The following is a 13,354-nucleotide window of genomic DNA, read 5'->3' on the forward strand; positions in this document are numbered from 1 at the left end:
CCGTTTTCTGTGCGCCACCATACTTTCTTCCATGACCGCGTATACAAGCAAACAGTCCACCGAAGTTACGGTTACAAATTATCAACATATGATAAACACATCGACTAATAAGGTAGCTCGGTGCATATTTGAACGAAAATTTCATGAAAAACGCGAAATAACCCCATTTCCTATTGAATAATAACAACTTTAAAAATCGTTCAACTTTTCGAAGTTCATAAACTTGAACTCTTTCACCAGCCAAAAATTCTTTAAATAAACATATTTATTACATCTCATTTCCATAAAAAGCCGATTAACCTCCTATACTGTCTGAGAATCCCCGATACATGTAATGTTAGTTAACTCGCACTCCTCTTGTTCTAGATTCGACCTTTAGGAAAGGTAAAATGGAAATAATTTGAACGTTCAAGTTTCTACGTCTACACGCGTATTGACGATTTTCTATCTGCTTTATTTTAGTGTGTGAGTTCCAACGAAAAGAGCTCATGTGAATACAATGAAAAATGTACTAAATAGATTGCACGTAGGTTGCCTGTTTTCAGCTTGCATAGTGCTTACACCTATAACTTTAGCTAATACAATATCATTTAGGGATGCAGAACTGCCCATCGAAGAGCGGGTAGACGATTTGATAAACCGATTAACTGTAGAGGAAAAGATCAGTCAGCTATTTGATAAATCGGCACCTATACCCCGATTATCTATTCCTGAGTATTATTGGTGGAATGAAGCCCTTCATGGCGTCGCGAGAGCAGGTAAAGCCACTGTATTCCCTCAGGCTATTGGATTAGCGGCGACATTTGACCAAGACTTGATGCTAAACGTTGCCACCGCAATTTCCGATGAAGGGAGAGCGAAACACCATGCCTTCCTTCGCAATAGCACGATTTCTATGTACGGCGGGCTGACCTACTGGTCGCCTAACATAAACATTTTTCGCGACCCGAGGTGGGGACGCGGTCAAGAAACCTACGGCGAGGACCCGTTTTTAACCTCTACGATGGCTACTAGCTTCGTAAAGGGGCTTGAAGGAAATGACCCTACCTATCTAAAATCTGTTGCGACAATTAAGCACTACGCAGTTCATAGTGGGCCCGAGGTATCTAGGCATAGTGATGACTACAAAGCATCAGAAAAAGATCTCTCAGAAACTTATCTTCGAGCCTTTAAGGATACCATCTCAGCTACCGACGTTTCATCTGTTATGTGTGCTTATAATAGGGTGAATGGATTACCTGCATGCGGCAGTGATCCTCTCTTGAAAGACCTATTACGAGGTAGCTTTGGCTTCTCTGGTTATGTAGTCTCTGATTGTGGCGCTATAGCTGACTTTTATGATGAAAAATCTCATCATGTAGTAACCAGCCCTGCAGAAGCTGCGGCTAACGCATTAAAAGCGGGCACTGACCTTAATTGCGGAGATCATCACGGAAACACATTTAGCTATTTGAAGGAAGCATTAGCTCAAGGGTTAGTAGAAGAACAGGACATCGACCGCGCACTTACTCGTCTGCTTACAGCACGGATGAAGCTGGGAATGTTTGATGAAAACAACACACATCCATATACTCAAATATCAGAGTCAGTAATCGGCTCGGATGCACATATTGACCTCGCCCGTCGTGCCGCAGAGTCTTCTATGGTTTTACTTAAAAACGATGGAATATTGCCCTTAAAGTCTTCAAGCAAAATTGCACTTATCGGTCCAAACGCTAACAATAATTCTATCCTTGTAGGGAATTATCACGGTACCCCTGTAGCACCATCCACGCCAAAACAAGCGCTAAGTGCATTTCTTCCAAAGAATAAATTCAGCTATGCACCGGGCAGTAGCTTAACCGAAAATATTTACGCCCATTTCAAGGCTGTTCAAGCACCGGTATTTAGTCATACCAATGCTCAAGGAGAAAGACTTCCTGGGCTGGTTGCTGAGTATTTTTCGGCAAGCCATTTTAATTTACAGCCTGCTCTTCGGCAAATAGAGCCAAACATAAATTTGCCTGAAACAGGTATTCCTATGCATCGTCAACCTAATCAAGAATTCGCTATTCGTTGGCACGGTTTATTCAAACCTCAGAAGACCGGTAACTATGCATTCAATCTAAGTAACATCGATGCTTATTTAGATGATATTCCCATTGCTGACACCATGCATTTGGAGGCAGGAAAAACCTATTCATTTCGCGCTGAGTCTGTAATTCAGAAGCATTGGCACAGTAATGTTATCGCTCCTGATATTCGCTTTGAATGGGTAAACACAGACGTGGACTTAGCCGCTGAAGCAATCAAAATTGCGAGAGAGTCAGATGTTATAGTATTTGTGGGTGGTATTAGTGCGCAATTGGAAGGCGAGGAAATGGCACTGCAAATTGATGGCTTTTCACATGGTGATAGAACGCATATTTCTCTTCCGAAAATTCAAACAAAGCTTCTTAAAGCACTTCATAAATTAGGGAAACCAATAGTATTAGTCAATATGAGCGGTAGCGCCATGGCCTTGAATTGGCACGATAAAAACCTTAACGCTATTATTCAAGGCTTTTATCCAGGTGAACAAACTGGCCCAGCTTTATTGAATATTCTGTACGGAAAGGTTAGCCCTTCTGGCCGATTACCCGTTACGTTTTATTCGTCGGTGGACGATCTACCCGACTTTAAAGACTACAGTATGGAAAACCGTACATATAAATACTACAAGGGTACACCGCTTTATCCTTTTGGTTATGGCTTGAGCTATACCGACTTTCGCTACGATTCATTATCACTATCTCGAAATAAAAACGGACTAGCGATTAGTGCAACAATAGAAAATCTCGGCGAAATAACGGCAGATGAAGTGGTGCAAGTCTATCTATCCATGCCTGATGCACCGACCGAGGTGCCACAACGCGAATTGGTTGCCTTTAAACGAGTGACGATTAAAAGTGGTCGACAAGAAAAAGTACAATTTACTCTAACAGGCGACCAACTTACCTATGTCGATCAAAGCGGTGTCCGACAACCCTACTTGGGTACACTAAAGGTGCTTGTAGGCGGCGGACAAGGACTGAAACGTAAGGACAATGTAGTGCAAGATACTATAGAACTTAAATAGTTTAGGGGCTTTCTGGCGAAAGGTGCTTAGCAAAGCATCTTTCGCGTTAGTTCGATATACCTGAAACGTGTACGTACTGTGAGTAATTAAACTCTAGTTAATTAAGGCTCTAACAATGCCCTTGAAAAAGCATCTAGTATTGGTACTACTTATTCCGCCCATTATTTTCGGCTGTGCGAAACACCACGTAGGAATAGCGCAATTTGAACAGTACCGGCCGCCAATAACAGAATATATGCGAACACCCGCTATACTGGTTTTTTCCGGCACCCATGGCTGGAGACATAATGAGGGAATTTCTGGTGCTGATTTGTTTTTTACAGAATTAGCTAGCGCACGAGGTTACGGTATCTATACAACTGAACATCCCGGTATTTTCAACAAAGAAGACCTCAGCCGATTCGAGGTAGTGATCTTTAACAATGTCTCAGGCGGAGTGTTGAATGAAGAGCAAAGAAGTATGTTCGAGCATTGGATGCTGAATGGTGGATCATGGATTGGGCTACATGGTTCTGGAGATTACTCAATGGGAGACTGGAACTGGTATCAAAGCAATTTAATTGGCGCTAGATTTATTGGTCATACAATGGGGCCACAGGTTCAGAAAGCGACACTGGTGAACTTGAATTCAAATCATCCTATTATGATAAATGTGCCGAAAACATGGGAGCACGAAGATGAATGGTATAGTTTCGATAAAATCCCAGATATGCCCGGGCTACAAGTATTAATAGGAACTGACGAAACGACCTATGAGTCGCTAAACAATGTAGTCCCCGATTGGCCTGAAAATTTGCGGATGGGGTCGACGCCAGATAAACACCCAATTGCTTGGGCTCTTTGCACACCAAATTTCCGAGCGGTTTATTCTGCTATTGGCCATATGCATAAAAGTTTTGATGAAACCGTTTATCGACAATTTTTAACGAACGCATTTGATTGGGTGAGAGACTCAAGCGAAACTACTTTATTAGAACAAGGAAAGCAGGCGTGCCCACAATAGTAGAGTTTATATTCTTGCTTGATTTGGATTATTAAACACTACAATAGGCTGCTTAAAACCGAAGTAGCTTATCGGTCTTATATTTAATATCTTTCAACGTCAGTAATCTGCTTATCTATCACTGTTCGTCAATCAGTGCCTTTTCGTATGTACTGACGCTTCCAACCTTTATTTTTCATTGAACCCTCATCTCAATGAAGAATGAAGGTTGGCCAGATCTACTTCGGGTATGTAGTGACTACCTCTAGTTCTGTTACGCCTGAATTCGCGACGCAAAGTACTATGACTCTTTTTCAGGCAATTTCCCATTTCTCGGTGACTGAAACTCTCGCGCAAGTAGGTCTCTATCTGGTATCTTTCCCCATCAACAGCTGCTTATAACTCATGGTTGTACTTCCATTAGTATGGCGACTTTAGAATACCATCGACAAGGAGTTGGTCGTCTCATCGCCGTTCAACCAGTAGTGATGCAACTATTATTTTAATTTGCGCGTTAGTATTTATGGAGAAAAGTTATGTGTAACAATTCAACCACGTTCAAAGCCCTGCTCGTTGAAGAGCATAACGATAATAGCTTTAGTAAAAAAGTAGTTGAGCGGGAAATAAGTCAACTTCCAGAAAATGACTTGTTGATAGATGTGCATTACTCGTCTTTAAATTACAAAGACGCTATGTCAGCAAGTGGCAATAAGCGAATTAGTCAGAACTTTCCTCATACGCCCGGAATCGATGCAGCAGGAGTAGTAGTTAGCGATAAGTCAGGTACCTTTAGTGCTGGTGACGAAGTCCTTGTGTTTGGTTATGACTTAGGCATGAACACTCCTGGTGGGCTTGGTCAAAAAATATCAATACCAGCCGATTGGGCAGTTAAGCGCCCCAGTTCATTGTCTTTGAAAGAAGCGATGGTTTATGGCACTGGGGGATTAACGGCCGCGCTTTGCATACAAAAATTAGAGAAAATGGGAGCGAAGCCCAGTGATGGCCCGGTGGGTGTGACTGGCGCTACTGGAGGCGTTGGCAGTATTAGTATTGCCCTACTCTCTCATCTTGGCTATGACGTTATAGCCTTTTCAGGAAAGCCTGAACAATCTGAGAAGCTAAAGTCACTGGGTGCTAGCGAAGTTTTGCACAGAGAAGTTATTTTAGAAGTAAAGGACGCTATTGCCGGCAAGCCTAAGTGGGCTCACGCTATTGATACGCTAGGTGGAGATTACTTAACAGGATTGCTTAAGCAAGTTAAACCTGGTGGCGGAGTCACTTCTGTCGGACTTGCTGCTTCACCTGACATAGCAATGAACGTTATTCCTTTTATCACAAGGGGTGTTTCTCTATTGGGTGTCGATTCGGTTTACATACCACTTGAAGACAAGCAACATATTTGGAAGCGTGTAGCGACAGACATGAAACTGCCTAATCTAGAAAGCTACTATCAAGAAATATCACTACATGATACGCCAGAATATCTAGATAGATTCTTCAATGGTAAAGTGGTTGGCCGGTACGTCGTGAATTTAAAAGACGCGTAAATTCAACAATGAAAGCTGATTGCTGAACAGGCGCTTCATTTTTAGAAATGAGGCGCTTATGCCAACACGTACACCATCAATTGAAAACAAGCATACCTCAAGCGATTAGTCGACGGTACGAACACTAGTGCTACGCCAGAGCCTTAACGGTGTATTTTACTTGATAAAGTTCAGCTTCAGACAACACCTAGGCGTTTAGCGTTTGAATTTGGACTTCCGCTGTCACAAAGCAGAACCCGCGCTAAAGCTTGAGGTTAGCGATCGTTTCTTTGATGGAGTTATGAAATATTTCATTAACCATACGCTCCTCCCCAGCTTTGCCAGAATGCTGTTCTTCATTTTTAACAACATTTATTAAACGACTAGCCTTTTGCTCGATAGCTTTTGTCATTTTTCTTACCTGAACCGCCGCCAAAGAAGCGGGGACGTGTAACTCCTCAGCAAATTCCATAATGTTTGCTTCTGACAATTCTCCCAAGAATTGTGCTTTTCCCATAGGCTGGGATAATTCATGATCCATGTGTTTATGCGGCAGCTCATATATCGCCGTCGACAATAAATCATAATGTGGGGTCATAACTACATCAGAGCCTTTGATGAAGAATGAAAGGTTTTTCAGATGAGCGTCGCCATTACCAACTAACGCATTGAATAAAGCCCAGCGAAAGATATCCAGCGTTGTTTTGGCTTTCATTCTGGAGCGCTGCGCCAGTTGGTTTAGATTCTCTGCTGTACTGTTGAGGTATTTCATATTTGGTGCGAGACTCAGTAACTGACAACCATCTAAGACATGGCAACGATGTTGATCAGGGTACAAGCCTACGCGATCAAACCGCTCTATCAGGTATACCGGCTCTGGCAAATAGCGAATATCTACCGAAGGGACGTCTAAACCACAAAGCTTTGCCAACTTCATTACAAACCATTTATTCCTAACGGTGTGGCAATAAACATCTGGCGAAGAATATTCAGGTTTAAGAATGTGAGTCGACGGAAAAAATCCCGAAGGTTCCAAAATTTTACCGTCGCGATAGATAACCAGCATCTTGTTCTGCGCCCCAGCTACGGACATTCTTTTACGCTCGGCGCGGTTCAAAGGCGCTTTTGGCAAATTTTTTATTCGCTCATTCACTTCTTCGTAAGTAAGTGAATGTACTTCACCTCTTGTAAGCGGCTCGCCCTCCGGCAACAAGGTTATGGCACCAGCAGATTCAGCACCGGCAACTTTGAGTAATCCAAAGGCATCTTCTATTGGCACTCTCACGTTTTTCGCCAGCAAATAGTGAGAGCTAATTCAGGTTACATACTTTCTCTCATTAAAAAAGGCCGTAGCACTACGCTACAGCCTTTTTTTATCGCCAAAGGTTTTAGGCTAAAACATCATCTGTTGAGTACCCTTGGGACCATCGTAGTCGTATTTGAACCAGTCTACGTCGATGTAACCGTCGTCCTTTTTCTCATTCCAAGAAAAGAAGCCTAATCTGTCACCCGTCCATTTACCGAAGCTGATGGTGAAAGTCGGGCCGAAAGCCCGATAGCTTTTGCCATCTAAGCTGTATTCGTACGTTGCTTTGTTTCTCGCATTAGAAGTTCTGACATATAGCGTGTCGCTTTCGATTATTGGGCCAACTTCTTTTTTACTCATTCCATCCATGTAAAACAAACGAGTTGTGCCATCTTCTAGGCCTTCCACGCCTAATAAGTTAAACGTACCGCCGTACCTAACAAAACCCGCTAATTGATTTGGTGCTATACCGCTAATATCGAACTTAGCTACAGCCGTGCCTGTTGTAATGCCCATTATACGTTGGCTAATGGTATTACTAGCGCGCCAGAAATCACCATCTGAACCATCATTATTAGTCCATTCGTTAATTTTAGGGCCGTACTTATCGCCTTGCGGTAAAACCTTACTAGCCTTAAGCCTTAACCAACCATCTCGTTCTGATAATGACCAGTGACTGTCTCGTGGATTATGGTTCCACTCCCACTGTGGGCCTAAATCGCTAGCAGAAAAATCGTCATCTGAACGCGGCGCGGCAATAGGGTAACCTTTTATCGGTTTTTCAAAACGTTTAACGGGCTCACCTATCCCATCATTATCTTCATCTACACCAATAATTGGCCAGTCGTTTATCCAAGTAACAGGCTCTAGACATTGTGGACGACCTTGGAATGGAATATCGTCATTTTGAATAAGCTGATGCATATACCACCAACTACCGTCAGGGGCTTGCATTAACCCACCTTGGCTTGCACTACGGTTACCAAATTCTGAACCTTTCTCCAATACGGTTTTAACCTCATACGGTCCATAGATACTTTCTTTAGACCGCAAAACCAATTGCTTTCTATCATTCTTTGGGTTTTTAACGCCAGGCTTTGTAGATTTGTCTCCCATGGTCCACTGCGCCATGAATATGTACCAATACCCGTCTTTCTTATAAATTTTGGCAGCTTCAGCACCCATTCCGGTATATACCAGCTTGCCCTCATCAAGTATTTTAGTGCCATCCCAACTCATTCGGTAAATTCGATTTTCATTACCTTCAATGGTGTTATCTGCACTTTTTTGTTTAGTACCTGAGTTAACAATAATGTAGGCTTCGTGTGTTTCCTCGTCCCAATATACAGCGGGATCGTCTAATACATCAGCTTTAGAAAGCATCATGATTGGCTCGCTCCACGGGCCTTCAATATTGTCGGCTGTTGTGACCATTAATCCGTGTTGATAGTCTATTTGATACACGTACCACTTACCTTCGTGATACGCTAAGTCACCAGCCCATACTCCAAAAGAATAGCCATTCATTCGATCCCAGTTGTATTCCGGTGCCCAAGATAAACTTGAAAAAGCATGGCCAACGTTTTCCCAGTTCACCATGTCTTTAGATTTAAGTATTGGCATACCGGGGGACATGTGCTGTTTTGACGTAATCATGTAATAGGTATCACCGACTTGCTCGATATCTGAGTCTGGGTAGTCGGCATTTAGAATGGGATTAATATAAGTACCGTCGCCTTGATCACCAAAGCTTCCGGTAGTTGCCTGTTTTGTTGGCCTCTCTTGCACAGAAAGCGTACTTGAAGCATCAACCTGACAACCAGAAAGCACCGTAAGTAGTACGGATGCAATACCCAATTTTTTAAAGTTCATTTGCTTAATTGTGTCCATAAATTTTCAGTTGCTCTTTTCAGTAAGTCATATTGACGAGACCGTTAACAATGTTTACATAATGACACATTTTGATTACCATTGACAAACAACAATCATTTACAATCACAAACTTTCTTCGGATATATACCTGCCTCAGGTTTTGAAGAGATACGTGTTAGGGGCCCTCGTGAAATCTTTAATAAACCTTGTAGTGGCTGGTTTTGCACTTTCTGCTTGTAATTCAGCATCTATTATCAATAAACATTCCGAGTCTTCGACTCTTGAGCACGTCAATTTACCCAGCGGCACACTTGCTGTTGTGATAGACGGCAATTCACCTGATCCTGATGATATAGGCGCATCTCCTGTTTTATTGGCGTTACTTGATAAGGCCGGCGCTGCCGACAGACTTGTTCATATTTCTCACTCTTGCGATTTAGACCCCTTCAGAAATAAAGCTAGGTATCAAATAGATCCAGAAAACGAGAGCAGACGTCAACGAGTGCTCGACAGTTCTATAAACCGCGCACTTAATGTTTTTGGTCCATTCGAAAACGTTGAAAAATTGTTTAATTGTAGAGCAGAACAACAAGCTGCAATTAAAGACTTAACACTAGCAATCAACAATGCTAACGCAGATAGTCCCTTGTGGATTATTGAAGCCGGCGAACCTGATGTGATTGGCTATGCCCTACAAGAATCAGAAGTTAGCAAACGACAATACGTGAAAGTAGTTTCTCATCACCCCGCAAATGATAACAGCGGAGACTATTTTACTTGGCAACAAATTCTAGATTTCGGCGTTGAAGAACATCAAATAGGCGACCAGAATGTAGGCTTGCAAACGCCAATTGATGCTTGGGATTGGGCTAAAGGTAGTAAAAACGAAGGTATCTCACTTATTTACGAAATGCTCGAATATGCCGAACAAGACGGTATCGTTCCCTTTCAAGCGGGCAAATTTGATAGTTCTGATGCCGGCATGATTTATTGGTGGATTACGGGTGCGGATAATGGTGGAGACAAACATGCGACTCCAAAGCAGATTGAAGCCATATTGATGCCTTGATTGACCAAATTAAGAGAGGTGTGAATAAACCAAAACGAAGTGAAAAAGGTTTGTTGATATCTCTCATACAATCTTCAATAGTTACATAGCGCTTGTCGTGTAAGCCTATACAAAAGCTCTCGGACTTTATCTCTAGCTAACAATAACAAAGATCAGTGGTGATCTTTGGCTTTTCAAACAAAGTATTTTTTAATCGAAGACCTATAAGAAATCCTTTTATAAAAAACTAATTGCCCGTTATATACGTGTATTTCAAAGGATAACTACGTATTCAATTGTTACCATAATTTCGTCTGTACAACACCATGAAAAAAGGTAAAGAGGTCTTAATGAATAAAATAATATTGGGTATAGTTTTTTGGCTACATGCGTCTTGTAGTTTCGCATCAATGATTTCTGTCCAAAGCTTGCAAGTAACACCTGGGAAAGAGGCTTTGCTGGGTGGAGAACTGGCTCCGCTCTTTAGTATTCTTGATTTAGGTGTACTTACCGCGCCATCCGTAACCTCAGGTTTATTGCCCGATTTCATTTTTCCAGGAACTGAAACTGTGTTGGGCTTTGCTTCAACTAGCGTAACAAATAGTGTCAAATCTATCGAAAGTGCGAATGCAGATGGGACCAAAACACGAACCGATCAAAATATTATGACCACTGAGTCTAGAACGTTACTGGGTATAGAAATTTTTAGTTTAACTGGCTTAGATGGATTTTCTATAAGTGAAATTGAACTACGGCCAGGAGCGCTTCTTTTTGACTTTAGTGGGTTCAGTTTATTGCCGCTATCTGAATTGATTTTATCGGTTACCTTCTCAATAGAGTCATTTGAAGAAATTATTAGTGAGACGAGCGTTATATCTAATAATTCAATGATTGCGTCCATGCCAATACAAGTAGACGAGCCCTCATCACTAGCCATAATACTATCGTTGATTGTGGTGGTACTTTTGTCCCGCTTTCATAAAAGTCCCAATAGGTAATACATAACTGCTGACTTTCGAAGCGAGGGCTTGGCTAGCCCTCGCTTCGCTTAGCGTTCTTGTCTAGCATTTTTTCTAATCTCTTTGGAAGGGCCTCTTCTATCGGTATTTGCATGATTAATTTCGTATTGGTGTCACAATAATCAATAATACGTTCAAGAAATACGTCCAGCTCCGACAATGCTGTTACTCCAACTTCTACTATAAAAGTCGTGTTGCCAGTAATATTATATATTTTAATAACTTCATCCATGTCTAATAACATTGCTTTCAGCTTTCTTTCTTGTGCTTTATGGACGTCACACTCCACCAATGCTCTTATAGGTATACCAAGTTTTTCCAAGTTTACTATGGGCCTGTATGCTGTAATGACACCTAGCTCCTCTAACTTCCGCACTCTCTCAGCAACAGCAGGCGCGGATAGATGAACTTTCTTTGCCAATTTAGAGAATGAAATTCTTGCGTCTTCGGAAAGCGCTCTAATGATCTTGAAATTTATTTTGTCCACTGTGCATCTCTCAACGGTCTCTAACACCTAATTATGAGACCAAAAATACCGCATAAACATTTCACAACAAATAACATAAAGTCAATATTGTTCAATTTCAATCATTAATAAGATTTTTATTATAAAAACCTTTTTTAAAAAGGTCCATGGTTCACATAACGATGTTTTCTACATCATAAACAATCATTTCCAATGTTAATCTGTATAAATAGGGTAATATAGGATAATCAAGATGTACCTAAATGAAGAACTTTTCACGCTTTTTAGAAAATACGAACTAATTGAAACTCTACAAGCGGAAAATGGAATGTCAGCGATGATGCAAAAATGTATTGCAGAAACCGCATCAATACTGCCAGATTTTAAAATCGCAATAGTTCAGTCCCACCCAGCCAGATCAGCGACACTGTTATGCAGTTCTCATAAGACACTACCTCTGTCACTTGATAGAGTTAAAAAAGCAGCAGATTTATTAAAGTATTCGACCGAAGATACACTCCTAGTAAGATTTGCAAATAAAACTATTAGACTCAGTATTTTGTGTGACCACACTTATCTGTGTGTAGATTTACCGAACAATACGTGTCAGAGAAGTACACTGGCTAAGTTGTCTCTAATTTCCGTGGAGCTAGCTATTATAGCAACAAGAAAACAGAGGGAGCTCAATTCATCGAATTCGACAATAGTGCCAAAATCAACTGATAACATGACAGAATTTAGCTGCTTTTTTGAATCACTTACAACTCTATTCGATAAAAAAAATATATCCGGCTATTCTGCTCTTATATTTATAGATTTTGAACGTTTTAGTTCAGCGAAAGACTTTGTCAGATTTTCGTTCAATGACGATATGCTTCTTTTGATCCAAGAGCACGTAAGCTTTGGGTTGAACAATAATGTCATGATTGCAAGAGTAGAGCACGATCTGCTTGCCGTGCTGCTTCAAGATATTACACCATCAGAATCTATTGCGTTTGAATATGTTACTAAAAACATTCAACATTTTAGGCGAAAATTAAAGGACCATATCTCCATCGACTCTCAGAAATTCTTTCTTACGTTTAAAGCAGGGATCAGGTTATTTAAACCTTCAGATTTTTGTGACTCTAGAGCTTCAGAAAACGCAAAAGCACTGATCAAACAAACTGAATTCGCGATGGATTTAGTTACAAAAGAATCAGAAGTACCGTACCTATTTTTTACCGACGAACTCCTTTTTAGATATCAACGACGTATATGTATTGAAAATGAGCTTAAATTAGCAGTAACAAACGATGAGTTTTATCTCGTTTATCAACCTATCTTTGATAAAGACAATAATATTATGGGAGCAGAAGCGCTTCTCAGATGGGAAAACAAACAATTGGGCATTGTATCTCCTGCCGAATTTATTCCTATTGCTGAACAATCTGGTTTGGTCATTGAAATCGGAAACCTAGTTGCTGAGCAAGTGTGCAAAGCACTTAATTCTCAACTTCAAAATATAAAATATATAAGCATAAATGTGAGTTGCATTCAGTTAAAAGACTCTATGTACAGCGATAAATTAGAGTACTTGCTAGCAAAATACCCAAAATCTAGAGGTCGTCTGTGGATTGAGATCACAGAAAGTGTAGCGATGACATATTTAAAAAGAACCCAACTGTTGATGAACGAACTGTGTGCAAAGGGTATTAAATTTATGTTAGATGACTTCGGAACGGGCCATTCTTCTCTGGCATATTTGAATGAATTACCCTTAAGTACCATAAAAATTGACCGTTGCTTTATAAGTGGTGTAACTAAATGTAAGAAAAAACAAGCGATTGTAGAATCCATCAGAAAACTATCTGAAAGTTTCAGTTTAAACTGCGTCGCTGAAGGTATAGAAAATGAGTCAGATTATACTTTTCTTAAAACTATCGGAGTCGATTCATTTCAAGGTTTTTTACTTTCGAAACCTAAATCTCAAGATGAACTGATCAAAACTCTGTCTATTTAATAATTTGCCACGCACTCATGTCAGTCTAGCAATAGA

At 40.8% G+C, this 13,354-nt stretch carries 10 protein-coding genes; 6 read left to right on the top strand and 4 right to left on the bottom strand.

Features of this window, described 5'->3' with window-relative positions:
- Positions 1-499: 499 nt before the first annotated feature.
- Complete coding sequence (locus ACM0P2_RS20570; protein ID WP_173359769.1) at positions 500-3,097, top strand: glycoside hydrolase family 3 C-terminal domain-containing protein; 2,598 nt, start codon at positions 500-502, stop codon at positions 3,095-3,097.
- Between the two features lie 115 nt (positions 3,098-3,212).
- A complete protein-coding gene (locus ACM0P2_RS20575) occupies positions 3,213-4,100 on the top strand; it encodes a ThuA domain-containing protein (protein WP_419227733.1) in 888 nt (295 codons plus the stop codon).
- 186 nt (positions 4,101-4,286) lie between these two features.
- Here the strand turns inward: ACM0P2_RS20575 and ACM0P2_RS20580 are convergent, their stop codons facing one another.
- Positions 4,287-4,409, bottom strand: coding sequence for a hypothetical protein (locus tag ACM0P2_RS20580; protein ID WP_236547235.1), 123 nt, complete (start codon positions 4,407-4,409; stop codon positions 4,287-4,289).
- Between the two features lie 206 nt (positions 4,410-4,615).
- Here ACM0P2_RS20580 and ACM0P2_RS20585 point away from each other — a divergent pair, with 206 nt between their 5' ends.
- Positions 4,616-5,626 carry a YhdH/YhfP family quinone oxidoreductase gene (locus tag ACM0P2_RS20585; RefSeq protein WP_159120479.1) on the top strand — a complete coding sequence of 337 codons (1,011 nt, stop codon included), beginning with the start codon at positions 4,616-4,618 and terminating at the stop codon, positions 5,624-5,626.
- Between the two features lie 241 nt (positions 5,627-5,867).
- On the opposite strand, the gene ACM0P2_RS20590 is transcribed toward ACM0P2_RS20585, so the two are convergent.
- Positions 5,868-6,890 carry a HipA domain-containing protein gene (locus ACM0P2_RS20590; protein ID WP_159120478.1) on the bottom strand — a complete coding sequence of 341 codons (1,023 nt, stop codon included), beginning with the start codon at positions 6,888-6,890 and terminating at the stop codon, positions 5,868-5,870.
- Between the two features lie 108 nt (positions 6,891-6,998).
- Entirely contained in the window at positions 6,999-8,801 is a 1,803-nt protein-coding gene (locus ACM0P2_RS20595) for a glycoside hydrolase 43 family protein (protein ID WP_159120477.1), read from the bottom strand.
- A gap of 169 nt (positions 8,802-8,970) precedes the next feature.
- Here ACM0P2_RS20595 and ACM0P2_RS20600 point away from each other — a divergent pair, with 169 nt between their 5' ends.
- Positions 8,971-9,852 carry a hypothetical protein gene (locus tag ACM0P2_RS20600; RefSeq protein ID WP_159120476.1) on the top strand — a complete coding sequence of 294 codons (882 nt, stop codon included), beginning with the start codon at positions 8,971-8,973 and terminating at the stop codon, positions 9,850-9,852.
- 329 nt (positions 9,853-10,181) lie between these two features.
- Entirely contained in the window at positions 10,182-10,829 is a 648-nt protein-coding gene (locus ACM0P2_RS20605) for a hypothetical protein (RefSeq protein ID WP_159120475.1), read from the top strand.
- A gap of 34 nt (positions 10,830-10,863) precedes the next feature.
- On the opposite strand, the gene ACM0P2_RS20610 is transcribed toward ACM0P2_RS20605, so the two are convergent.
- Positions 10,864-11,337: an Lrp/AsnC family transcriptional regulator gene (locus tag ACM0P2_RS20610; protein WP_159120474.1), complete on the bottom strand. Its 474-nt coding sequence runs from the start codon at positions 11,335-11,337 to the stop codon at positions 10,864-10,866.
- Positions 11,338-11,569: 232 nt separating this feature from the next.
- On the opposite strand from ACM0P2_RS20610, the gene ACM0P2_RS20615 reads away from it, so the two are divergent.
- Entirely contained in the window at positions 11,570-13,318 is a 1,749-nt protein-coding gene (locus tag ACM0P2_RS20615; protein WP_159120473.1) for a putative bifunctional diguanylate cyclase/phosphodiesterase, read from the top strand.
- Positions 13,319-13,354 lie beyond the last annotated feature (36 nt).

The organism is Alteromonas sp. OM2203 (assembly GCF_048517045.1).
GTDB lineage: Bacteria > Pseudomonadota > Gammaproteobacteria > Enterobacterales > Alteromonadaceae > Alteromonas > Alteromonas gracilis.